The sequence below is a fragment of the Arthrobacter sp. CJ23 genome (genome assembly GCF_024741795.1).
In the GTDB taxonomy this organism is placed as follows: domain Bacteria; phylum Actinomycetota; class Actinomycetes; order Actinomycetales; family Micrococcaceae; genus Arthrobacter.
On record NZ_CP102950.1, the window covers coordinates 2,891,401 to 2,914,330 of the forward strand.

At 67.2% G+C, this 22,930-nt stretch carries 16 protein-coding genes and 2 tRNA genes; 8 read left to right on the plus strand and 10 right to left on the minus strand.

Annotation, left to right across the window (positions count from 1 at the left end):
- Window positions 1-31 precede the first annotated feature (31 nt).
- The 4 genes from NVV90_RS12895 (at window position 32) to NVV90_RS12910 (ending at window position 5,433) form a co-directional block, all read left to right on the plus strand.
- Window positions 32-1,213: a sensor histidine kinase gene (locus NVV90_RS12895; protein WP_258437680.1), complete on the plus strand. Its 1,182-nt coding sequence runs from the start codon at window positions 32-34 to the stop codon at window positions 1,211-1,213.
- 4 nt (window positions 1,214-1,217) lie between these two features.
- Window positions 1,218-1,931, plus strand: coding sequence for a response regulator transcription factor (locus NVV90_RS12900; RefSeq protein WP_258437681.1), 714 nt, complete (start codon window positions 1,218-1,220; stop codon window positions 1,929-1,931).
- A gap of 119 nt (window positions 1,932-2,050) precedes the next feature.
- Window positions 2,051-2,827, plus strand: a complete 777-nt coding sequence (locus tag NVV90_RS12905) for an ABC transporter ATP-binding protein (protein WP_258437682.1) — start codon at window positions 2,051-2,053, stop codon at window positions 2,825-2,827.
- Window positions 2,828-2,829: 2 nt separating this feature from the next.
- Window positions 2,830-5,433, plus strand: a complete 2,604-nt coding sequence (locus NVV90_RS12910) for an ABC transporter permease (RefSeq protein ID WP_258437683.1) — start codon at window positions 2,830-2,832, stop codon at window positions 5,431-5,433.
- A 101-nt stretch (window positions 5,434-5,534) separates the two neighbouring features.
- Here the strand turns inward: NVV90_RS12910 and metG are convergent, their stop codons facing one another.
- The 9 genes from metG to NVV90_RS12955 form a co-directional block, all read right to left on the minus strand.
- Window positions 5,535-7,094 carry a methionine--tRNA ligase gene (gene metG, locus NVV90_RS12915; protein ID WP_258437684.1) on the minus strand — a complete coding sequence of 520 codons (1,560 nt, stop codon included), beginning with the start codon at window positions 7,092-7,094 and terminating at the stop codon, window positions 5,535-5,537.
- Between the two features lie 17 nt (window positions 7,095-7,111).
- The gene (locus NVV90_RS12920; protein ID WP_258437685.1) at window positions 7,112-7,867 is read right to left on the minus strand and encodes an ABC transporter ATP-binding protein; all 756 of its coding nucleotides are present in this window, start codon (window positions 7,865-7,867) and stop codon (window positions 7,112-7,114) included.
- A complete protein-coding gene (locus NVV90_RS12925; protein ID WP_258437686.1) occupies window positions 7,864-10,674 on the minus strand; it encodes an ABC transporter permease in 2,811 nt (936 codons plus the stop codon). The genes NVV90_RS12920 and NVV90_RS12925 overlap by 4 nt, the downstream gene beginning before the upstream one ends.
- A 209-nt stretch (window positions 10,675-10,883) precedes the next feature.
- Window positions 10,884-12,473: a phosphoglycerate dehydrogenase gene (gene serA / locus NVV90_RS12930; protein ID WP_258437687.1), complete on the minus strand. Its 1,590-nt coding sequence runs from the start codon at window positions 12,471-12,473 to the stop codon at window positions 10,884-10,886.
- 128 nt (window positions 12,474-12,601) lie between these two features.
- Window positions 12,602-13,627 (minus strand): ketol-acid reductoisomerase, encoded by a 1,026-nt coding sequence (gene ilvC / locus NVV90_RS12935; RefSeq protein ID WP_258437688.1) that lies wholly within the window; start codon window positions 13,625-13,627, stop codon window positions 12,602-12,604.
- An 81-nt stretch (window positions 13,628-13,708) separates the two neighbouring features.
- Window positions 13,709-14,221: an acetolactate synthase small subunit gene (gene ilvN, locus NVV90_RS12940; RefSeq protein WP_258437689.1), complete on the minus strand. Its 513-nt coding sequence runs from the start codon at window positions 14,219-14,221 to the stop codon at window positions 13,709-13,711.
- 2 nt (window positions 14,222-14,223) lie between these two features.
- The gene (locus NVV90_RS12945) at window positions 14,224-16,128 is read right to left on the minus strand and encodes an acetolactate synthase large subunit (protein WP_258437690.1); all 1,905 of its coding nucleotides are present in this window, start codon (window positions 16,126-16,128) and stop codon (window positions 14,224-14,226) included.
- Between the two features lie 379 nt (window positions 16,129-16,507).
- Window positions 16,508-18,229, minus strand: coding sequence for a dihydroxy-acid dehydratase (gene ilvD / locus NVV90_RS12950; RefSeq protein ID WP_258437691.1), 1,722 nt, complete (start codon window positions 18,227-18,229; stop codon window positions 16,508-16,510).
- 198 nt (window positions 18,230-18,427) lie between these two features.
- Window positions 18,428-19,354 carry a LysR family transcriptional regulator gene (locus NVV90_RS12955; protein ID WP_258437692.1) on the minus strand — a complete coding sequence of 309 codons (927 nt, stop codon included), beginning with the start codon at window positions 19,352-19,354 and terminating at the stop codon, window positions 18,428-18,430.
- A 152-nt stretch (window positions 19,355-19,506) separates the two neighbouring features.
- Between NVV90_RS12955 and NVV90_RS12960 the strand changes: the two genes are divergently transcribed.
- From NVV90_RS12960 to NVV90_RS12975, 4 genes are all read left to right on the plus strand, one after another.
- Window positions 19,507-20,649, plus strand: a complete 1,143-nt coding sequence (locus NVV90_RS12960) for a hypothetical protein (protein ID WP_258437693.1) — start codon at window positions 19,507-19,509, stop codon at window positions 20,647-20,649.
- Window positions 20,650-20,696: 47 nt separating this feature from the next.
- Window positions 20,697-21,824, plus strand: a complete 1,128-nt coding sequence (locus tag NVV90_RS12965) for a sorbosone dehydrogenase family protein (protein ID WP_258441163.1) — start codon at window positions 20,697-20,699, stop codon at window positions 21,822-21,824.
- A 122-nt stretch (window positions 21,825-21,946) separates the two neighbouring features.
- Window positions 21,947-22,022, plus strand: a tRNA-Lys gene (locus NVV90_RS12970).
- A gap of 221 nt (window positions 22,023-22,243) precedes the next feature.
- A tRNA-Lys gene (locus NVV90_RS12975) sits at window positions 22,244-22,319 on the plus strand.
- A 30-nt stretch (window positions 22,320-22,349) separates the two neighbouring features.
- Here the strand turns inward: NVV90_RS12975 and NVV90_RS12980 are convergent.
- Window positions 22,350-22,811, minus strand: coding sequence for a MarR family winged helix-turn-helix transcriptional regulator (locus NVV90_RS12980; protein ID WP_258437694.1), 462 nt, complete (start codon window positions 22,809-22,811; stop codon window positions 22,350-22,352).
- Window positions 22,812-22,930 lie beyond the last annotated feature (119 nt).

Here is a 22,930-nt window from a genome sequence, read left to right on the forward strand (position 1 = left end):
CTCGCCCGGCCCCGGCACTAGAGTTCAATCCGTGGACAGAAGGCATGCAATTTACAGCTGGTTCCGGGACAACCCCTTCAAGGTAGACCTGGCCGCCGCTGCGCTCCTGTTCCTGCTCTTGGGTCCCGTGTACCTCTTTGCCGAACGGCCGGTGCTGTTCCTGATCTCCGCTGCCCTGGTCCTGCCCCTCGCGTGGCGCCGCACCCGCCCGGTGCCGGCCGCCGCCGCCGTCGTCCTTGTCTGTCTGGTGCAGTGGGCACTCGCCGAGCAGCCGGTAGCCGGGCAGCTCGCCGTGCCGCTCATCATCTACGCGACGGCGGCCTACGGGCCCGTTTGGGCCAGCCGCTCGGTGCTGGTGCTGGGCCTGCTGGGCGGTGTCATGCTGACCACGCGGCTGTCCATGAGTTCCTCCTCGGGCATCATGGACCTGACCATCGGCGCCGTGTACACCGTGCTGATCTGGATGCTGGTCCTGGTCAGCTGGACACTGGGCGACCTCACGCGCGTGCGGCGGCTGCAGTTGCAGGCCCTGGAAGACCGCACCCGGCGGCTCGAGATCGAGCAGCAGCAGGAGCGCCAGCTGGCCGCCGCCGATGAACGCTCGCACATCGCCCGCGAAATGCACGACATCGTGGCCCATTCCCTGTCCGTGATCATCACCCAGGCCGACGGCGCCCGCTACGCAGCCGCGGCCAAACCCGAACTCGCCACGCAGGCCCTGGCCACCATTGCGGCCACCGGGCGCGATTCCCTGGGCGAGATGCGCAGGCTGCTGGGAATCCTGCGCTCGGACGACGCCGCCCCCACGCGGCCCCAGCCAGGCCTCGCGGACCTGGACGAACTGCTGCTGGGCTTCCGCGCCGCCGGACTACAGCTGGCCTTCGAACAAAGCGGAACGCCGCGGCGGCGGCTGCCCGCCGGCGCCGAGCTGACCGCCTACCGTGTCATCCAGGAAGCGCTCACCAACGTCATCAAGCACGCCGGCCCCCGGGCCCGCGCCGGGGTGGCACTGGAGTGGCAGAACCGGGGCCTGCAAGTGGACGTGCACGACGACGGGCGGGGAGCCGCCGCCGATCCTCCCGCCGACGGTGCCGGCAACGGGCTCCGGGGAATGGGCGAGCGGATCTCGCTCTACGATGGATCCTTGACCGCAGGCCCGGCCACGGGCGGCGGTTTCCACGTATCCGCGTTCGTTCCCTATTCGGAGGCCTGAGCCCATGCCCGCAGACCAGCAGCCCATCCGGGTGGCCCTTGTCGACGACCAGCAGCTGGTGCGCTCCGGCTTCGGCATGCTCATCAACTCCCAGCCGGACCTGCAGGTCGTGGCCGAGGCCGGCAACGGCATCGAGGCCATCCAGGCCCTCAACGCCACTGCGGCCGACGTGGTGCTGATGGACGTCCGGATGCCCGGCATGGACGGCATCGAGGCCACGCGCCGGATCCTGGAACAGGCGGCGGCCCAGCCCGAAGGTTCACAGCGGGCAGCCATCAGGATCGTGGTCCTGACCACTTTCGACCTGGACGAGTACGCGCTGGCCGCGATCCAGGCCGGGGCCAGCGGCTTCCTGCTCAAGGACGCCCCGCCCGAGGAACTCCTCGAAGCCATCCGCACCGTACACCGCGGCGACGCCGTCATCGCCCCCTCCACTACTCGGCGGCTCCTGGACCACGTCGCTCCCCTCCTGCGCACCCAGACGCCGGAACAGAGCGAGCATGCGGCCGCCGTCGAGCGCTTGACCGCCCGCGAGCGCGAGGTCTTCGAACTCATCGCCATCGGCCGCTCCAACCCGGAGATCGCGGCGGGGCTGTACCTGTCCGAGGCCACAGTGAAGACGCATGTGGGCCATATCCTGGCCAAGCTCGGCGCACGGGACCGCGTGCAGGTGGTGGTCATCGCGTACGAGACCGGAGTGGTGGCCCCCGGCGCCTGAGCCCCTCTGCTTCTCCCACCGGTGGCCCCGGCGTCTCCGACCACGGTATGAGGCGGGCGTCCGGACAATCGCCCCCTGGCCGGATCCGGAACGGCTTGCCCGGAAAATAGCGTGGAAGCATGACAACCTTCACGCCGCTCCCCCGCCCCTCCGGACCGGAGGCATTCCCCGCCGCCCCCGCCGTCGAAGCCTTCAACCTGTCCAAGGGCTACGGCCGCGCCGAAACGCGCGTCACCGCCCTGGACGATGTCAGCGTCAGTTTCGAGGCCGGACGCTTCACCGCCATCATGGGCCCGTCCGGCTCCGGCAAGTCCACGCTCATGCACTGCCTGGCCGGACTGGACACCGCGGATTCGGGCAGGATCGTGCTGGGCGGGACCGAGCTGACAGCGCTCAACGACCGCCAGCTGACTGCCCTCCGGCGCGAGCGGATCGGTTTCGTCTTCCAGGCCTTCAACCTGGTTCCCACGCTGACGGCGGAGCAGAACATCACCCTGCCCCTCGCCCTGGCCGGGACCACTGCCGACGCCGCCTGGCTGGACTATGTGGTGACCACGCTCGGCCTGAAGGACCGGCTGAGCCACCGTCCGCACGAGTTGTCCGGCGGGCAGCAGCAGAGGGTCGCCGTCGCGCGGGCCCTGCTGACCCGTCCCGACGTCGTGTTCGGCGATGAACCGACGGGCAACCTGGACTCGAAGGCCGGCGGAGAGGTCCTGGCCCTCCTGCGCCGCAGCAGCCAGGAGCTGGGCCAGACCATCATCATGGTGACCCACGACCCCGTCGCCGCGAGCTACGCGGACCGTGTGGTGTTGATGAGCGACGGCGGCCTGGTAGGCGAGCTGCACCACCCCACCGCCGATTCGGTGCTGGCGGCCCTCGGCAAGCTGGGGGCCTGAGCATGCTTCGCGTTGCCCTGTCACAACTCTCCACCCATGCCAGGCGGTTCATTGCCGTGGGCCTGGCCGTGATGCTCTCGGTGGCCTTCCTGTCCACCACGCTCATGGTCGGCGCCAGCACCCAGGCTTCCCTGGGCGCCAGCCTGGGCGAGGCCTACCGCAAAGCGGACCTCGTAGCCACTCCGGGCCTGGGCGCGGCCTTCGACCAGGCCGCCGTGGAGGCCGCCGCCTCCGCGCCTGCGGTCAAGGACTCCTACGCCGAGCGCACCGCACCGGCTCTCTTCACCTCCGGCGGCACGTCCGGCGGCGACGAGCAGATCGGCATGCTCCGCAACCTGGCCCCGCAGGCCCTGGAAAGCGCGGTGTTGTCCTCCGGCAAGCTCCCCTCGGCACCGTTCGAGGCCGCCCTCGACGCCAAGTCCGCCGGGCACCTCGGGCTCACTGCCGGCAGCGTCCTGGAGCTGCGGGGATCCGGGCAGGACAAGCCCCTCAAGGTGACCATCACCGGGCTGGTCCAGGCCAGCAACGATCCCTTCTCGGCGGCCATGGCACAGCTCCTGGCCACGGACTCCACCCTCGACGCCGTCCAGGAGGCCGGAGCCGGCTACACCGGGCTGCAGCTGCTCCTCAAGCCCGGCCAGGACGTGGCCGCCGCCAAGGACTACGTGGCGCGCAGGATGGAGGCGGCCGGGGCCTCCGGCGCCGCCGTCCAGACTGCCCAGGAGAAGGTGACCTCCGTGGTGGCATCCTTCAGCGGCGGGCAGGACCAGCTCACCGTGATCCTGCTGGCCTTCGCCGGCGTTGCCATCCTGGTCTCCGCCCTGGTAGTGGCCAACACCTTCGCCGTGCTGGTGGCGCAGCGCACCCGCGAACTGGCGCTGCTGCGCTGCCTCGGCGCGGGCAAGGCCCAGATCCGGGGCTCGGTGCTGCTCGAAGCATTCGTGGTGGGCTTTGTCTCCTCCGTGATGGGCGTCCTCGCCGGCGTCGGACTCATGTCCGGGCTCATCGCCTGGGCGCGCAGCACGCCGGACAAGGCGTTCGCAACACTGGCCGTCCCGCCGTCGGCAATCATCGCCGGGCTGGTGGCCGGAACCCTGCTGACCGTCGTCGCGGCCCTCATCCCCGCGAAGGCGGCCACCGCCGTCGCGCCGCTGGCCGCGCTGCGGCCCGCCGACGACGCCAAGGTGGGCAACAAGCGCGGCAGGGTCCGTCTGGTGCTGGGCATCCTGGCGCTGCTTGCCGGCATTCCCGCCCTGGTGTTCGGAGCCATCTCCGTGATGCTGCCCGTGGCCATGCTGGGCGGCGCGGTGTCCTTCGTGGGCCTGCTGCTGTGCGCCAGCCTGTTCATCCCCTCCGTGGTGGCGTGGGCCGGGCACCTCGCGGCCCCGGCCGGCGTGCCCGGCAGGCTGGCCGCCGTCAACGCGACGCGCAACCCGGCGCGGACCTCCGCCACGGCTGCCGCGCTGCTGATCGGCGTCACGCTGGTGACCATGATGATGACCGGTGCGGCGACCTCGCGGCAGGCCTTCAACAGCACCCTTGCCGAGACGTACCCAGTGGACCTGGCCGCGGGGATTGCGGGGTCCGGGCTTGCCGACGGCGGCACGGCCTCCGGCACGGCGGTGGATCCGGTCCGCGCGGTGGAGCAGATCAAGGCGCTCGACGGCGTCGCTGCCGCCGTGCTGCTCCGGCCTGCCGGCACGCTGGGCGGCACAGCCTATCCCGACGGCGGCCCCGCGGTCTACGCGGTCTCCGCGCAGGACGCAGCCTCGGTGCTGCGCGACGACAAACTGCAGCCCACCGCGGGAACCGTCTACCTTCCCAAGGATTCCCCCAAAGGTCCGGCGACGCTCGCCGGAGCCGGCGGAGCCACGCAACACGACGCCGTCGTGCTCCGGACACGGCATGTGGTGCCGTTCCTGGTGGGCCCGACGACGGCGGGTGCTCCTGCGGGGGGTGCTCCTGCGGGGGCGACAGGCTCGGCCGGTTCTTCAGCAGCCGGTTCTTCGGCAGCCGGTTCTTCAGCAGCCGGTTCCCCGGCGGTCAGCGCGCCGGCCGGGATGGTCTGGGTGAAACTGGACGATAGTGTTGCCGCAGACCGGGTGCCGGGCATCCAGAAGGAAGTGGCCGCGGCGCTGGGCGTTCCCGAGCGGACCATCAGCGGTGCGGCCATCGAGCGCGTGACATTCAACAGCATCATCGACGTGCTCCTGCTGGTCGTAACAGGATTGCTCGGCGTGGCGGTGGTGATCGCCCTCATCGGTGTTGCAAACACGCTCTCGCTGTCCGTCCTGGAGCGGACGCGGGAGAACTCGCTGCTGCGGGCCCTGGGCCTGACCAAGGGCCAGCTGCGCGGCATGCTCGCGATCGAAGCGGTTCTCGTGGCCGGCGTGGCGGCCGTGATCGGCACGGCCCTGGGCGTCGGCTACGGCTGGCTGGGGGCGCAGGCCTCGCTCGGCAGCCTGGCGGACGTGGTCCCGGCCGTGCCGTGGCTGCAGTTGCTCGGCGTATTCGGCGTGGCCGTGGTGGCCGGACTCCTCGCCTCGGTGCTCCCGGCCCGGCGTGCAGCCCGCCTCTCCCCCGTCGAGGGCCTCGCCACGGCGTAGTCCTGCGAAGGAAAAGCACCCGGTAATGACTTTGGCACTCACTGCTGTGGGTGCCAAAGTCATTACCGGGTGCGGAAACGATCGGGTGCGGAGCCCAACCGTCAGGCTTCGGCGGGCTCCTCGTAACGGGGGAACACCGGTGCCGGGGCGGGCAGTTCGGTGCCGGCTACGATCGGAGTCGCGATGGCGTCGAACCGGCGGGCCTCACCCTCCGGCTGTCCCAGAACGTCGAGCAGCTTGGCGGCGGCTGCCGGCATGACCGGCTGGGCCAGGAGCGCCACGATGCGGACCACCTCGAGGGTGACGTACAGGACCGTGTTCATGCGCTCGACGTCGGTCTTGCGCAGCACCCACGGGGCCTGGTCCGCGAAGTAGGCGTTGGTGTCGCCCAGCACGCCCCAGATGGCCTCGAGGGCGCGGCTGAATTCCTGCTTGTCGAACGCGGCGCGGGCCGTGGCGAGCAGTTCGCTGGCCTGGGCCAGCAGGGCCGTGTCGGCATCGGTGAAGGCACCGGGTACCGGCACCTTGCCTTCGCAGTTCTTGGCCACCATGGACAGCGAACGCTGTGCCAGGTTGCCGAAGTTGTTGGCCAGGTCCGCGTTCATGCGGCCGACGATGGCCTCGTGGTTGTAGCTGCCGTCGGCCCCGAAAGGCACTTCGCGCAGGAAGAAGAAGCGGACCTGGTCCAGGCCGTACTGGGCCACGAAGTCCTGCGGTGCCACCACGTTACCGAGGGACTTGGACATCTTCACGCCGTTGTTCGTGAGGAAGCCGTGGATCATGACGCGCTTGGGCAGCTCCAGGCCTGCGCTCAAGAGGAACGCGGGCCAGTAGATCGCATGGAAGCGGGAGATGTCCTTGCCAATGACGTGGACGTCGGCCGGCCAGAACTTCCGGAACGATTCCGACTCGACGTCGGGGTAGCCCACACCGGTGAGGTAGTTGGTCAGCGCGTCCACCCACACGTACATGACGTGGTTCGCGTCGCCCGGGACGGGTACGCCCCAGTCGAAGGTGGTGCGGCTGATGGAGAGGTCCTCCAGGCCGCGCTTGACGAAGCTGATGACCTCGTTGAAGCGGTACTGCGGCGCGCCGAACTCCGGCTGCGCCTCGTAGAGGGCGAGCAGCCTGTCCTGGTACGCGGACAGGCGGAAGAAGTAGCTTTCCTCTGCCGTCCAGGTGACCTCCGTGTCGGTCTCCTTGGTGTACCGCAGGCCGTCGTCCTTGACCAGGGTGTCGTCTTCGACGTAGTACGCCTCGTCGCGGACGGAGTACCAGCCCTCGTACTTGGACAGGTAGATGTCGCCGTTGGCTTCCATCTTCTTCCAGATGGCCTGCGAGGCGGTGTAGTGGTCCTCGTCCGTGGTCCGGATGAAGCGGTCGTGGGAGATGCCCAGGTCCTGGCTCATCTGCTTGAAGGCTGCGGAGTTGCGGTCGGCGAGTTCCTTGGCCGTGAGGCCCTCCTTCTCGGCCGACTGCTGCATCTTCAGCCCGTGCTCGTCCGTTCCGGTCATGAAGAAGACCTCATGGCCGTCGAGGCGCTTGAACCGTGCCATGGCATCGGCGGCAATGACCTCGTAGGCGTGGCCGATGTGCGGCACGCCGTTGGGGTAGCTGATGGCAGTGGAGATGTAGAACGGGGGCTTCTCTGCGGACGTCACTCTAAGAAGTTACCTTTCTAGTTCAGTTCGGTCAGCGTGTCGCTGAGACGGACGAGCTCATGGTCATGCGAGGCCACCAGCACGGCGATGCCGTCGCTGGTGGTGTCCTTCAGGATGCCGATGATGCGGTTCGCGGCGGCGCGGTCCAGGCTGGCCGTGGGTTCGTCCACCACCAGCACGCGGGTGCCCAGGATCAGCGCACGGGCGATGGCCACGCGCTGGCGCTCACCGCCGGAGAGCTGCGCGGGACGGTGACGCATGCGCCGGCCCAGGCCCACCAGGTCCAGGAGGTCCTTGGCCATCTCCGTACGCTGCTCCACTTCGCCGTCGGGCACGGCGGGAAGCAGCACGTTCTCAAGGGCGCTCATGCCGTCGATCAGGGCGCCGCCCTGGTCCACGTAGCCGATCAGGGCCCGGCGGCGGTCGGCGATCTCGTCGTCGCCCATGTTCTCCAGCGAGGTGCCCTCCCAGAAGACCCGTCCCGACGTCGGGAGCGTCAGCCCGGCGCTCACCGTCAGGATGCTGGTCTTGCCGGAGCCACTGCGCCCGGCGATGCAGTGCATCTCGCCGGCGTGCAGGGTCAGGTCGAAATCGTCGACGACGTCGACCGGCTCGGCGCCGCCCTTGTCCCCACCGTAGTGGATGGTGATCCGGCTCAGTGCGAGCGGGGTCGCGTGGTCGGCGGCCTTCACGATGGTGTTGGCGCGCGTCTGGAGCGACTCGTCGGTGGATTCCGCGGTCGCCGTCAGCTCGGTGTGGAGGTTGTCAGTCATTTGACCACTTTCGTTGCAATGGGAATCCAGCAAAGTACGGCCAGCAGCCCGGCCAGTCCGGCCCAGAGTGCGGCATAGGGGGCCAGGAGCAGCCCGAGCCCGAGGGCACCGAGGACGCCCAAGGGCACGGCCACGGTGCCGACGAGTGCGTTTTCGAAGAACCGGACCTGGCCCAGCATGTCCGGGTTCCAGCCCATGGCCCGCAGGGTGCCGAGGTACTCGCGCTTGGCGTGCAGCTCAAACCGTCCGGTGACCAAGGTCAGGATCAGGCCGACGAGCACCCCGAAGACCGCCAGCACCACGCTGGGGAGCGTGATGCTCGCGGCGGCCAGGCCGCTGAGGGCGCTGGCGCCGGCGGCGCGCGGGATGTCGATCAGCAGCGCGATCAGCGCACCGACGGCCGCGCCGAAAACACCGACGGCGACGGCGAGCGAAGCCGAGTTGAAGCGGTTCGTGGTGAGCTGGCGGTTGGCGAAGGTCAGCGGCGAGTCCACCATGATGAGGCGGTCGTCGTGCTGCGGCTCCTGGTCCACCACCTCGCGGTGGCGCAACTGGCGGGCCGCAAGGTAGGCGGCGCCGGCGTAGATCGCCAGCATCGAGATGGACACGATCACGGTGGCAAGGTTCCAGCTGAGCAGGCTCAGCAGGATCCCGGCAGCCGCCAGGGCCGCCGCGCCCACCGCGAATTCCTCGAGCACCCAGGAGCGGATCCGCTTCTGGGTCCAGCCCATGGCCCGCAGGGTGCCGGCCTCGCGCCGGCGCTGGCGGATGTAGCTCACGGTGGAGGCACCGGTCAGCAGGGTGGCGCCCAGCAGCGTCAGGAACAGCAGGGTGATGTTGGTGCCGGTCAGCGAGCCGGACACGGCGTCCGCTGCGTCCTGGCGCACCCACGACTGCTGGACGGTGCCCAGCGCCGCTTCCTTGCCGGCGTCGTCCTTGGAGTAGCCGGGGACGAAGATGCTGGTGTCCTCGCGGGCGGAACCGGCCACCACAGTGGCTTCGAGCCCGAGCTTGCGGATTTCCGCGGCGAGCTTCTCAACTTCCGGCTGGGCCTGCTTCCAGGTGCCGGCTGCGTTGGCGCGCACGCGGATGGCGTCGATGACGTTGGCGTTGGCGTCGTAGCCGCGGGCTGCGGCCAGGCCGTAGTAGTCGGTGATGGCACCGGCCGACTGGCTGACCAGTCCCGTGGCGCTCAGGGACGGCTTGAGCACCGTGGCGTCGGTGTCCTTGCCTTCGGCGTCCTTGCTGAGGGTCAGCGGGGCGGGGTCGTAGCCGCCCAGGGGCAGCCGGTTGACGTCGCCGGCGGCAGCCATGACGTCGGCGGGGTTAAAGGTGCCGTAGACCATCGGCAGGGGCGCAGCGGGCTTCTTGCCGGTTTCGAGGTCCTCGCGGTAGGAGCGCTCGTCCACGGGCCTGCGTTGCGTCTGGTCCACCGGAGCGCCGAAGGCCGACTTCTCGGGCAGGCGGTTGACGGTGACCCAGTCGCCAGGCGTCGCGGTCTTGCCGACGGCGCCGTTGGCCGCCGTTTCCTCGTCCTTGTATTGCGGTGCTGCGGCGAAGGCTGCACTCCAGGCGGCCGGGTTGTAGAGGCCCTGGCTGAAGCTTCCGGTGGCGCCCAGCACCTTGCTGTGGTCCGTGGAACCGGGCCATTCGAGGGCGAACGGGGAATTGGAGACAAAGGGCAGGTAGTCCTTGTCGAGCGAGCGGGTGACGGTTCCGACGTCGTTGATGACCTTGCCGCTGGCGTCGATTTCCTCGATCTTGACCGAGTACTTCAGGTCCAGGGAAGTGCCCGAGCGCACGATCAGCGGGATGGCCTGCGAGTCGGCGGTGAGCTTGCCGTCGCGCTTGGCCTGCTGGTACTGCGTCATCAGGGGTGCCCAGTACTTGAGCTTGACGCCCAGGAAGTCCGGGCCTTCGGTGAGCTGGTCCATGCCGATTCCGCTGGTGAAGAGGCTCTCGAAGTGGCGGCCGATGGCGCCGGCGTTGCGGGCGTCGGCTGGCGGGGCCTTCTCCAGCGGGGCCAGGAAGTCGCCAGCCGAGCCCAGCAGGGCGCGTTCGGCGGAAGGGTCGACGGCGACCACGGACTCGGTCACCTCAGGCGCCAGGGGCAGCGCCACGGAGAGGTTGAAGAGGTTGTGCTCGGAGCCTCCGGCAGGTGCCGGGAACTTGATCCCGGTCTCGCCCGCGGCGCCGGCGATGCGGATGCTCTTGCCGCCCGCGGTCTGTTCCTCCACGAGGCGGCCCTTGCCCAGGGTGCCTTCGGCGCTGGTCTTGAACAGGGTCTGTTCGTTGACGCCGTCGGAGCTGACGGCGGTGGCGGTCAGTCGGTAGTTCTTCGGCGCCGCGGACAGCACGGATTCGGCGGCGGGCCACTTGGACGGATCCAGTGCGGAGGGGTCTCCGGCCGTCACGGCCCCGGCGAGGCCGGAGTTGAAGCCGAGATAGTCCATGGCGCTGAGCCGGGGTGCCTCGAGGTTCTGGGTGACCCGGGAGACGAGGCTGATGGGGGCGGCAACGCCGGTCTGTCCCATGGCCCGGATCTTGTCGAGCTGCTCGAAGCTGATGCCGCCCTGGCCGGTGGCGATTTCCGGCTGGATCAGGGCACCGCCGTCGCCGTCCTGGGACTGCTCCGGTTTGGCCTGGACCAGGATGTCATAGAGTCCCCTCGAGTTTTCGTCCACGGTGCGGTTCAGCGCCGCCTGGGACTGGCTCTGGACGAGGACGGACAAACACATGGCGACGATCAAAATGGCCGCGGTCAGCAGCAGCACACGGCTTCTGATGAACCTCTGGACGGCGTTCATTGGGCTCCCTGAGACCTTGATTGCGGGCGCGCACACACGGCTGCCAGGTTCCCTGGGATGACAAAGGGGATCCATGGGCGTGTGTGCAAAAAGTATTGGCCGGCCTGCCGCCGGTTCCGAAATTCGGACCCAGCCATTGTATGCAGACCGGCCAATCATACGCGCCGAAGGTTGCCGTCGGCGCACACACTACTTGTTTGGGTCCTGCCTCAGTCTTCCAGATCCACTTCGCGGACCATGTCTGCACCGATTCCGGCCTTGATGGCTTCCAGGACCTGCTGCGGCACGGACGTGTCGATGGTCAGGAGCGCGAGCACCTGGCCGCCTTCGGACTGGCGGGCCACCTGCATGCCGCCGATGTTGATGTTGTTCATGCCCAGGATGTGGCCGATGGTGCCGATGACACCGGGACGGTCCGCGTAGGACACCACCACGATGTGCTCGCTGATGGGGATCTCGATGTCGTAGCCGTTGACGCCCACCAGCTTCTCGACCTGCTTGGGGCCCGTGAGGGTACCGGCAACCGAGATCTGCGAGCCGTCGCTGAGCGCGCCGCGGATGGTCAGGACGTTGCGGTAGTCCTCAGCGTCCGGAGTGGTGATGAGGCGGGTGTTGATGCCGCGCTGCTCGGCGATGACGGGGGCATTGACGTAGGAGACCTGTTCGGTCACGACGTCGGCGAAGATTCCCTTGAGTGCCGCGAGCTCCAGGACCTTGACGTCAAGGGCGGCGATCTCGCCTGCCACCTCGACGTCGATCTGGGTCAGGGAGGCGTGCGTGAGGGCGGTGAAGATGCGGCCCAGCTTCTCGATCAGCGGGATGCCCGGGCGGACGTCCGGGGCGATGATGCCGCCGGCCACGTTCACGGCGTCCGGCACGAGTTCGCCGGCGAGGGCGAGGCGGACGGACTTGGCGACGGATACGCCGGCCTTCTCCTGGGCTTCGTCGGTGGAGGCGCCCAGGTGCGGGGTCACCACGACGTTGTCGAGTTCGAAGAACGGCAGGTCGGTGCTGGGCTCCTTGACGAAGACGTCCACGCCGGCGCCGGCGATCTGGCCTTCCTTCAGGGCGATGTAGAGGGCTTCCTCGTCCACCAGGCCACCGCGGGCGACGTTGACGACGTAGGCGGTCTCCTTCATCTTGCGGAAGGCGTCCTCGCCGAGCATGCCGACAGTTTCCGGCGTCTTGGGCATGTGGATGGTGATGAAGTCCGCGTTTTCGAGCAGTTCATCGAGGGTGACCAGCTTGACGCCGAGCTGCGCTGCGCGGGCCGCCGTGATGTAGGGGTCGTACGCGAGGATCTCGGTCTCGAAGCCCTGGAGGCGGGCTGCGACAAGGGCGCCGATGCGGCCCAGGCCGATGATGCCGATCTTCTTCTCGAAGAGCTCGATGCCGGTGTACTTGGAGCGCTTCCACTCGCCGTTCTTGAGGGCGGAGCTGGCCTGCGGAATGTGGCGGGCGAGGCTGAGGATGTGCCCCACGGTGAGCTCTGCGGCGGAGATGATGTTCGACGTCGGGGCGTTGACCACCATGACGCCGGCCTGGGTGGCGGCCTTGATGTCCACGTTGTCCAGGCCCACGCCTGCACGGGCGATGATCTTCAGGTTCTTGGCAGCGGCGATGGCCTCTGCATCCACCTGCGTAGCGGAGCGCACCAGGATTGCGTCGACGTCGGCGATGGCGGAGAGCAGCTGGGAGCGGTCGGCGCCGTCGGTCTGACGGACTTCAAAGTCCGGGCCAAGGGCCGCAACAGTGGCGGGCGAAAGCTCTTCGGCGAGCAGTACTACGGGTTTTGACACGTCTGATCCTCTGCGTTGCAGTCCGGGGGGATAAGTGAAGTCTAGGCTGACAGAAAGGCCGGGTTCACATTTGTTAAGTGTGAACCCGGCCTCATTGCTGTCTTTTGCCTGGCGGCTGAATGCCGGGACTAGCGGGCTGCGGAGCCCTCTACGTAGTCCTGGTCCTGCTGCTGCCAGGAGAACAGGGAGCGCAGTTCGCGGCCAACGGCCTCGATGGGGTGCTGCTCTGCCTTGGCACGCAGTTCCTTGAACTCGGCGCCGCCGTTGTCCTGGTCGTCGATGAAGCGCTTGGCGAACGCACCGGACTGGATGTCGGCGAGGACAGCCTGCATGTTTTCCTTCACCGCGGGGGTGATGACGCGCGGGCCGGAGACGTAGTCGCCGTACTCTGCGGTGTCGGAAACGCTCCAGCGCTGCTTGGCGATGCCGCCTTCCCACATGAGGTCAACAATGAGCTTGAGCTCGTGGAGCACCTCGAAGTAGGCGATCTGCGGCTGGTAGCCGGCTTCGGTCAGGGTCTCGAAGCCGTACTGGACCAGCTGGGACACGCCGCCGCAGAGGACAGCCTGCTCGCCGAAGAGGTCGCTTTCGGTCTCTTCGGTGAAGGTGGTCTTGATGACGCCGGCGCGCGTGCCGCCGATGGCCTTGGCGTAGGACTTGGCCAGGTCCCAAGCGGAACCGGTGGCGTCCTGCTCCACGGCGATGATGTCCGGGATGCCTCGGCCGGCTTCGAATTCGCGGCGCACGGTGTGGCCGGGAGCCTTCGGGGCGATCAGGATGACGTCAACGCCCTCCGGTGCCTCGATGTAGCCGAAGCGGATGTTGAAGCCGTGGGCGAAGGCCAGGGCCTTGCCGGGGGTCAGCTTGTCCTTGATGGAGTCGTTGTAGATCGAGCGCTGGTGCTGGTCCGGCGCGAGGATCATGATGACGTCGGCCCATTCGGCGGCGTCGGCGACGTTCAGTGCCTTGAATCCGGCTTCTTCGGCCTTGGCGATCGACTTGGAGCCCTCCTTGAGGGCGATGACAACCTCGACGCCGGAGTCGCGCAGGTTCAGCGCGTGGGCGTGGCCCTGGGAACCGTAGCCGACAATGGCAACCTTGCGACCCTGGATGATCGACAGGTCTGCGTCGTCGTCGTAGAACATTTCAGTCACTTGCGTAACTCCTCTTGAGTGGTTTTTGGAGATGTAGTCTGTGGTGCTGCGGTAAAGGGAACCGCGTCCTGCCAGCCGGAGCTATGCCGAACGAAGTGCCCTGTCACTCATGGAGCGGGATCCCCGCCCAACGGCCAAGGTGCCGGACTGCACAATTTCACGGATGCCGAACGGCTCGAGCACTGAAAGCAGTGCGGCGAGCTTCTCGGGGGTACCGGTTGCTTCAATGACCACCGAGTCTGTAGACACGTCGACCACTGAGGCACGGAACAGGTCTGCAGCCTGGGTAACCTGCAGACGTGTTGCGGCATCCGCACGTACCTTGACCAGGATGTGGTCACGCTGTACGGAAGATTCGGAAGTCAGCTCAACAATCTTAATCACGTTGACCAGCTTGTTGAGCTGCTTGGTGACCTGCTCGATCAGGTCGCCGTCGGCGTCGACGACAACCGTCATGCGGGACATGCCGGGAACCTCGGTGGGTCCGACGGCGAGGGAGTTGATGTTGAAGGCACGCCGGGCGAACAGGCTGGCCACGCGGGTCAGCACACCGGGCTTGTCTTCCACCAGAACGGACAGTGTGTGGCGGCTCATGCTTAGTCCTCCTCTTCCCATTCCGGGGTCATGTTGCGGGCAACCTGGATCTGGTCATTGCTGACGCCGGCGGGCACCATCGGCCACACCATCGCGTCGGGGCTGACCACGAAGTCAATGACCACGGGACGGTCGTTGATTTCCAGGGCCTTCTGGATGGTGGCGTCGATGTCCTCGTCGCGTTCGCAGCGGAGCGCGGCGCAGCCGTAGGCGTCTGCCAGCTTGACGAAGTCCGGGATGCGGACGGTTTCGTGGCCGGTGTTCAGGTCGGTGTTGGAGTAGCGGCCCTCGTAGAAGAGGGTCTGCCACTGGCGCACCATGCCCAGCGAGGAGTTGTTGATGATCGCAACCTTGATGGGGATGTTGTTCAAGGTGCAAGTTGCCAGTTCCTGATTGGTCATCTGGAAGCAGCCGTCGCCGTCGATCGCCCAGACCACGCGGTCCGGTTCGCCCACCTTGGCGCCCATGGCGGCCGGAACGGCGTAACCCATGGTGCCCGCACCGCCCGAGTTGAGCCAGGCGTGGGGACGCTCGTACTTGATGAACTGGGCGGCCCACATCTGGTGCTGGCCAACGCCGGCCACGTAGATGCCTTCGGGTCCGGTCAGTGCACCGATGCGCTCGATGACGCGCTGCGGTGCGCTGAGGCCGTCTTCCGGCTCGGTCCAGCCCAGCGGGTAGGTTTCCTTGAGGTTGTTAAGGAATGCCCACCAGCTCTCCAGGTCCGGAGTGCCGCTCAGTTCGAACTGCGCCTTCACGGCCTCGGTCAGCTCCGGGATGATCTCCTTGACCGAGCCCACGATGGGGACGTCGGCCGTGCGGTTCTTGGAGATTTCCGCGGGGTCGATGTCCGCATGGATGACCTTGGCGAAGGGTGCGAAGGTCTTGAGCACGCCCGTGACGCGGTCGTCGAAGCGTGCACCGAGGGTGATGAGCAGATCGGACTGCTGCAGCGCGGTCACCGCGGAAACGGTGCCGTGCATGCCGGGCATGCCGACGTGCTGCGGGTGCGAGTCCGGGAAGACGCCGCGGGCCATCAGGGTGGTAACGACGGGCGCACCGGTGGCCTCGGCCAGTGCCATGAGCTCCGCAGCGGCGTGCGCCTTCACAACGCCACCGCCCACGTACAGCACGGGCTTGCTGGCAGCGGCGATCAGCTTGGCGGCTTCACGGACCTGCTTGTTGTGGCCGCGGACCACGGGGCGGTACCCCGGGAGGTCGATCTTGGGCGGCCAGGAGAACGTCATGCTGCCCTGCTGGGCGTCCTTGGCGATGTCCACCAGCACGGGGCCGGGACGGCCGCTGGATGCAAGGTGGAAGGCCTCGGCCATGACGTGGGGGATGTCGTTGGGGTCGGTCACCAGGAAGGAGTGCTTGGTGATCGGCATGGTGATGCCGACGATGTCCGCTTCCTGGAACGCGTCGGTGCCGATGACACCGCTGGAGACCTGGCCGGTGATGGCAACCATCGGAACGGAGTCCATGTGGGCATCCATGATGGCGGTGACGAGGTTGGTGGCACCGGGGCCCGAGGTGGCGATGCAGACGCCAACCCGTCCGGTGACCATGGCGTAGCCTTGGGCGGCGTGGCCGGCTCCCTGTTCGTGACGGACCAGGATGTGATTCATCCTGGATGCCATCAAGGGGTCATAGGTGGGCAGGATCGCGCCACCGGGCAAACCGAAAATATCGTCGACGCCGAGTTCTTCGAGCGAGCGGACAATAGCTTGCGAGCCGGTCATCACCGTTGGGGGTACAACGTTGTTCGGCCCGAGTACAGGAGAGAGAGTTGCAGCAGCGTCGACGACGACGGCGTCAGCCGGACGGTCGACCTTTTCCGGAGCCTTGGGGGCTCCAGCGGACTTTGCAGCCATCAGCGAGGGGCTGATCGGCGATCCTTTGCTCATCGGACTCTTCCTTTGTGGATCTTCAGTAGATGGGTGTTGCTCGTGCGGTAATGCTTCACTTCGTCGCGGGGTAATAAAAAAACCCCTCAGCCTTGCGGCTTTTCGAGGGGTTGCGCGTGACGGTTCGTTACCAGTCGGGCTAAGACGCCACGCGCTTGGTAAGTACGACGACGGAGCCGACGGTAACGAAAGTGATCATGCGTTCAGTGTTCCCTCTTAGTGAGAAGAGTGTCAAACGACAGTCGAGACTATCTCACTATTTGGACCCTCAAGTCCACCTGCTGAACACCCCGCCCAACTGAGTAGCAGCTCATGTCGTTATGAACGCTCAAAACGACATCTACTGCTACCTAGTTGGGCGGGGACACGCAACAGGTTTCTAGCCGCAGTAGGCGCCCGTGGAGGCGCTGTGGACCAGCTTGGCATACTTGGCGAGGACGCCCTTGGTGAACTTGGCCGGGAGCGGCTCCCAGCCAATCCTGCGGGCCGCGAGCTCTGCTTCGTCGACCAGGAGGTCGAAGGAGCGGGCCGCGATGTCCACGCGGATCTTGTCCCCGTCCTTGACGAAGGCGATGGGGCCGCCGTCGACGGCTTCCGGGGCAACGTGGCCGATGCACAGGCCCGTGGTTCCGCCGGAGAAGCGGCCGTCGGTCAGCAGCAGGACATCCTTGCCGAGGCCCGCACCCTTGATGGCGCCTGTGATGGCCAGCATCTCGCGCATGCCCGGACCACCCTTGGGGCCTTCGTAGCGGATGACGACGACGTCGCCGGCGTGGATCTTGCCGTTGTCCAGGGCATCGAGGGCGCCCTGCTCGCGCTCGAACACGCGGGCGGTGCCTTCGAAGACGTCGGCGTCAAAGCCGGCGCTCTTGACCACGGCGCCTTCAGGGGCCATCGAGCCGTGCAGGATGGTGATGCCACCGGTTTTGTGGATCGGGTTGTCCATGGCGCGGAGGATCTTGCCATCCAGGTCCGGCGGGTTGATGGCCGCAAGGTTTTCCGCGACGGTCTTGCCCGTGACGGTGAGGCAGTCGCCGTGCAGCAGGCCGGCGTCGAGCAGTGCCCTCATGATGACCGGCACACCGCCGATCTTGTCCACGTCCGTCATGACGTAGCGGCCGAACGGCTTCAGGTCACCCAGGTGCGGGATCTTGTCGCCGATGCGGTTGAAGTCGTCCAGCGTGAGCTCAACCTCGGCTTCGCGGGCGATGGCCAGCAGGTGCAGCACGGCGTTGGTGGAACCGCCGAACGCCATGGTGACGGCGATGGCGTTTTCGAAGGCCTTCTTGGTCATGATGTCGCGGGCAGTGATGCCGAGGCGGAGCAGGTTGACCACCGCTTCGCCGGACTTGCGGGCGAAGTCATCACGACGGCGGTCTGCCGAGGGCGGTGCGGCCGAGCCGGGGAGGGACATGCCCAGCGCTTCGCCGATGCAGGCCATGGTGTTGGCCGTGTACATGCCGCCGCAGGCGCCTTCGCCCGGGCAGATGGCCTTTTCGATGCGCTCCAGGTCCCCGAGGCTCATCTTGCCCGCTGCGCAGGCGCCGACGGCTTCGAAGGCATCAATGAGGGTGACTTCCTTTTCGGAACCGTCCTCAAGCTTGACCCAGCCGGGCATGATGGAGCCGGCATAGAGGAAGACGCTGGCGAGGTCCAGGCGGGCGGCAGCCATGAGCATGCCCGGAAGGGACTTGTCGCAGCCGGCCAGGAGCACGGAGCCGTCGATGCGCTCAGCCTGCATGACCGTCTCCACGGAGTCCGCAATGACCTCACGGGACACCAGGGAGAAATGCATGCCCTCGTGGCCCATGGAGATGCCGTCGGACACGGAGATGGTGCCGAACTGCATGGGAAAACCGCCGCCGGCGTGAACGCCTTCCTTGGCGCCCTGGGCCAGACGGTTCAGGGAAAGGTTGCAGGGAGTGATTTCGTTCCACGAGCTCGCGACGCCGATCTGGGGCTTGGCAAAGTCGTCATCGCCCATGCCAACCGCGCGGAACATGCCTCGCGCGGGAGCCGCATGAATTCCATCCGTCACGACCCGGCTACGCGGTTTGATGTCCGGCTTGGCGTCTGTCGCAATATGGGTCTGGTCACTCATGACCCAAAGTCTATGTGTCCCGCGATGCGCCGAACGACCCCTTTGGGCGCGTTAAGCGGAAAATCGAGAATATTTCGATCAAATACTGGACATGCGTCTCATATAATGAGACGCGCGGGTCCCTTCGCCACCATTCCGGGGCTTGCCGGGGTCGCCGGTCGGGTCACGAACCGGACACAGGCCATGGGCGGGTCACAATCACGGCTCACGGAGCTGGAGCTCGCTCGCGATGTGCGCCGCCTCGTCCTGCAGCATGCCCAGCACCTGCTTGATGGTGGTCCGGGCCGCAATCTCGGGACGGGCCAGGGCCACGATGCTGCGGCTGGCCTTGACTCCCGTGAGGGGCCGCAGCACCAGGCCCCGCCCGGCATTGGCCAGGGCTGTGTAGCGCGGCAGGAGGCAGATGCCATGGCCGGCACTGACCAGCGCTTCCAAAACGCGCAGGTCCGGATAGCGCTGGCTCCGGGTGGCCGTGCGCCCGGCATGGAGCTCGATCTGTCGAAGCACCGTGTCGAAGGGAAATCCCTCCGGCACGCCGATCCATTGGTAGTCCACCACGTCCTGCGCGGTGAGCCGCGCCATGGCCGCCAGGGCGTGGCCGGCCGGCATGGCGACGTCGAGGGCTTCTTCCAGCAGCGGGAACACTTCGAGGCCGTGCCGGGCGAACACGTCCGGACCGTCCACGCTGTGGGCCAGCACGATGTCGTAGTCCGCGGCCAGCCCGGCAAAATGGGCGGTCCCGGGATCCTCGAAATGCGCTTCAAAGCGAAGGCCGGCAATCCCGGCAAGCCGGTGCAGCAGCCCCGGGAGCAGCATTTCCGCGGCGCTCGGGAAGAACGCCGCATTGATGTGCGTCTGCCAGCCCTTGCGGTAGGTGTCGATGGTCGATTCTGCCCTGGCCATCGCGGTGGCAACATCGGCCGCGGCCCCGGCCATGGCGTGGCCGGCTTCGGTCAGCCGCACTCCCCTGCCGGCCTTCTCGACCAGAACGACGCCGAGTTCCTCCTGCAGTGTCTTGAGCTGCTGGGAAACCGCCGAGGCCGTCACGTTCATGGCATCGGCGGTGGCTCCCACGGTCTGCCGGTCGGCCAGCTCGCGGAGAATTCGCAGCCTCTTGAGGTCCATGGAGCCACACTATGGGATGCTCCGGAATCGCCTGGGATTTCCTCAACAGTTCCGCTCCCGGGAATCGATTGACAGTGCTGGACAGCCGTCGTGACAGGCACGTAACGTCGGGAACACCACAAACTGTGCCGCGTGAACAGAAGGGGCTCGCCATGGACTGGTTGATCTGGGTCATCGTCATTGTGCTGATTGTCGCGATTGTCTGGAGGTTCATGAGGCGCACGCCCCCTGGCGGCCAGGCACCGAGTTCGCCAGCGTCGCACGTCATGGATGTGGAGTCGGCCAGCCTGACAGGTTCCGCGCCTCACGCGGCGCAGCTTCCCGAACCTGATGAGCCCGCTGCCGCGGCAGCGACCACGACGGCGGCTGCAACCTCGACCGATCAGCCCGCCGATGATCGGCCCACCGAGGAGCCCACCGAAGCCGGCGGCGTCGATGTCGATGACTGGGAGGCGCCAGCGCCGGCCGCCCCAGCCGAGGTGGCAGAGCCGGAAGAAGCCTCTGCGGCAAGTGAAGCGGACGCAGGCCCAGGCGAAGAGCCGAGCGACGCCGGCGAAGAGTCCTTGCCGGCTGAGGAAGGCGTCACTGCGGACGACGTGACGCCGGCCGATACCTCAGCACCCGAAGCCGCCGCTCCTGAGACTGCCGTAACTGACGCGGCACCGGCCGAGACTGCCGTACCGGCAGAAGAAGCAGCGTCAGCGCCGGAGGAAGAAATGCCGGGAGAAAAAGCACTGGGCGACGACACGGCGGCAGCGGCAGCCGAGGCGGCCGACAAAGCCGAATGGGAGGCTTCCTGGACCGACGCCGCCGGCGCTCCGCTGGCCGCCCCCGCGGCCGCCGTCGACAAAACCGAACCGGAGGCTGAAGCCGCGCCGGAAGCTGCGGCCACAACGGAACCCGCCGCGCCGACTGAGGGCAACCCCGCCCACCACAACGAATACACGGATCCGCATGCCCCCACGCTGCCGGGCGCGGAATCGGGCGCGGCGGAAGACCTCGACCCCGCCGGATCTCCGGCCAACGGATCCTCTGCCACCGGAGTGCCCGCGGCCGAAGCCAGTGCCCCTGGGGGCCATCTGGCTGCCGAGCACCCGTATGGCTCCGGCTCGGCGGCTGCCGCAGCGGACGGAAGCGGCCCGGAGGGCTATGCGGTCAAAGGCGAGGCCGGTTCCATGACCTATCACGACGAGGACAGCCCCGAATACGCGACTGTCACGGCAGAGGTGTGGTTTGAATCCGCCGCCCACGCCGAGGCCGCTGGCTTTCGGCCGCCCCGCCGGAGCCGGCACTGAGGCTGAAGGCCGCGGAGGCAGCACAGCACTGAAAGGGCTTGGACGGCATGGAGCGGGCGACGGCGGTACGGGCCCCAAGGGCAGGCGTCGCTGCTGCCCTGCGGCTCTCCGCGATGCTGCTCACGGCCGTGCTGCTCACCTCCTGCATCGGCAGCCCTTCATCCCCGGGCACCGCGGCGACTCCAGGGGGCACCAGCCAACCCGCCGGCGCTGGACCCGGACAGCCCCAACTGCTCCGCAAGCTCGACGCCGGGCTGCAGCTTCCGTGGTCGGTGGTGTTCCTGGCCGACGGCACCGCGATCATTTCCGAGCGCGATTCCCGCCTGATCAAGGCGATCCGGGACGGGCAGGCAACAACGGTGGGCGAGGTGCCCGGCGTCGTGCCCGGCGGTGAAGGCGGGCTTCTCGGCCTGGCACTGTCCCCCACATTCGCGGACGACCACCTGCTCTATGCCTACTTCACCTCGGCTACAGACAACCGGATCGCCAGGATGCGCCTTGACCAGGATACCGGCGGCAGGCTCGCCCTCGGCGCCCCCGAGGTGGTGTTCTCCGGCATGTCCAAGGCATCCACCCACAACGGCGGGCGCATCCGCTTCGGCCCCGACGGCCTCCTCTATGTGGGGACCGGAGACTCGCAGCGGCGGCAGCAACCGCAGGACGCCCACGCCCTGGGCGGCAAGATCCTGCGCCTCACCCCGGACGGAAAGCCCGCCTCCGGCAATCCTTTTGGCGACAATCCCGTCTACAGCTACGGCCACCGCAATGTGCAAGGCCTCGCGTGGGACAGCGCCGGCAGGCTGTGGGCCAGTGAATTCGGCCCGGACGTGGACGACGAACTGAACCTCATCCAGCCCGGCGGGAACTACGGCTGGCCGGAGGTCACCGGGGCTCCGGGCCGGGCAGGCTTCATCGACGCCAAGGTGGTGTGGCCCTCCACGGCCGAGGCCTCGCCCAGCGGGCTGGAAATCATCGACGACGTTGCCTACACGGGCGCACTGCGGGGCCAGCGCCTATGGGCCGTGCCATTGGAGAACGGTGCGGCGGGGACGCCGGCGGCCTATTTCACCGGCGAATACGGGCGGCTGCGGGACGTAGCGCGGGCACCGGACGGCACCATGTGGGTCCTGAGCAACAACAGAAACCCCGACTTTGCGCTGGTTTTGCGCCCGTGAAGCGTGCTGGCATCCGGGCGGATCCGCCGATTTCACAGTTGGCCGGAACTCGTGTAGAGTTACATGTCGTTGCGGAGATCAACGAGGGAAGAAAAGCCTTCGGGTGATCGGATTCAACAGATGCACCTCTAGCTCAATTGGCAGAGCAATTGACTCTTAATCAATGGGTTCCGGGTTCAAGTCCCGGGGGGTGCACCAAGGAAAGGCCCTGAATGGCGGAAACGCCGTTCAGGGCCTTTTTAGTGCGCCCTTTCCCGCCTGCCGGCGTGCTGCTCCGCGCAGTGATGGCTGCCAATATGGCTTCCATCACGTTGCGCGCGCGGTGGACACAAGAGCGCGAAACATGGTGTAGAGTTATTGCTCGTTGCGGAGATCAACAAGGGAATATTGATTCCCGGGAGTGGTCGGATTCAACAGCTGCACCTCTAGCTCAATTGGCAGAGCAATTGACTCTTAATCAATGGGTTCCGGGTTCAAGTCCCGGGGGGTGCACCAAGGAAAGGCCCTGAATGGCGGAAACGCCGTTCAGGGCCTTTCAGGTTTAACAATCCCGCGCATGGCCTGCGAGGAGTTCCTGCCGGCGAGGTCCCGGACCACGGTCAGGAGCTCCTGCCTGAGCCTGCCCGTATCCACCGGCACGGGGCCAAGGACGTCCCGTTCCAGTTCGACTGCACGTGCCAAGGCAACGGCTCCGGCCCGGGTCAGCGTCACCAGATGGCTCCGTCGGTCGGTTTGGCTCCGTTCGCGGCTGATGTGTCCGTGGCTTTCAAGCCTGGCGAGGGTCTTGCCCATGGTCTGCGCCTGGACGCGGACGATCTGCGCCAGGGCCGCCTGGCTCAGCGCCCCCTTGACGGCCAGCACCTCCATGGCAATCACTCCGGCATGGGTCAGTCCCATGGAGCTCAACTTCTCGTTCCAGGCAAGCTCCACCACACGGGCCGCTGTCGAGAGCAGACGCACCGTTGGCCAACGCTCCATGTCAGGCATAAGCGCCAGTATATAGACGCCACGCCGAAGCCCGCTGAGCCATGCTCGTGCCCGGAACAGCCCGCAGCGACGGCGCCCTTCAATTCGTGAACGGCCCGGCCCCTCACTAAGCTGGGGAG

Coding starts and splice junctions, on each gene's coding strand:
- ilvN (WP_258437689.1), bottom strand. CDS start 14,221: ATGAGCCGCCACACACTGTCCGTTCTGGTGGAAGACAAGCCCGGTGTG.
- NVV90_RS12965 (WP_258441163.1), top strand. CDS start 20,697: ATGGAGCGGGCGACGGCGGTACGGGCCCCAAGGGCAGGCGTCGCTGCT.
- NVV90_RS12960 (WP_258437693.1), top strand. CDS start 19,507: ATGGACTGGTTGATCTGGGTCATCGTCATTGTGCTGATTGTCGCGATT.
- NVV90_RS12905 (WP_258437682.1), top strand. CDS start 2,051: ATGACAACCTTCACGCCGCTCCCCCGCCCCTCCGGACCGGAGGCATTC.
- NVV90_RS12945 (WP_258437690.1), bottom strand. CDS start 16,128: ATGAGCAAAGGATCGCCGATCAGCCCCTCGCTGATGGCTGCAAAGTCC.
- NVV90_RS12910 (WP_258437683.1), top strand. CDS start 2,830: ATGCTTCGCGTTGCCCTGTCACAACTCTCCACCCATGCCAGGCGGTTC.
- ilvD (WP_258437691.1), bottom strand. CDS start 18,229: ATGAGTGACCAGACCCATATTGCGACAGACGCCAAGCCGGACATCAAA.
- NVV90_RS12900 (WP_258437681.1), top strand. CDS start 1,218: ATGCCCGCAGACCAGCAGCCCATCCGGGTGGCCCTTGTCGACGACCAG.
- NVV90_RS12925 (WP_258437686.1), bottom strand. CDS start 10,674: ATGAACGCCGTCCAGAGGTTCATCAGAAGCCGTGTGCTGCTGCTGACC.
- NVV90_RS12980 (WP_258437694.1), bottom strand. CDS start 22,811: ATGCCTGACATGGAGCGTTGGCCAACGGTGCGTCTGCTCTCGACAGCG.
- NVV90_RS12920 (WP_258437685.1), bottom strand. CDS start 7,867: ATGACTGACAACCTCCACACCGAGCTGACGGCGACCGCGGAATCCACC.
- NVV90_RS12955 (WP_258437692.1), bottom strand. CDS start 19,354: ATGGACCTCAAGAGGCTGCGAATTCTCCGCGAGCTGGCCGACCGGCAG.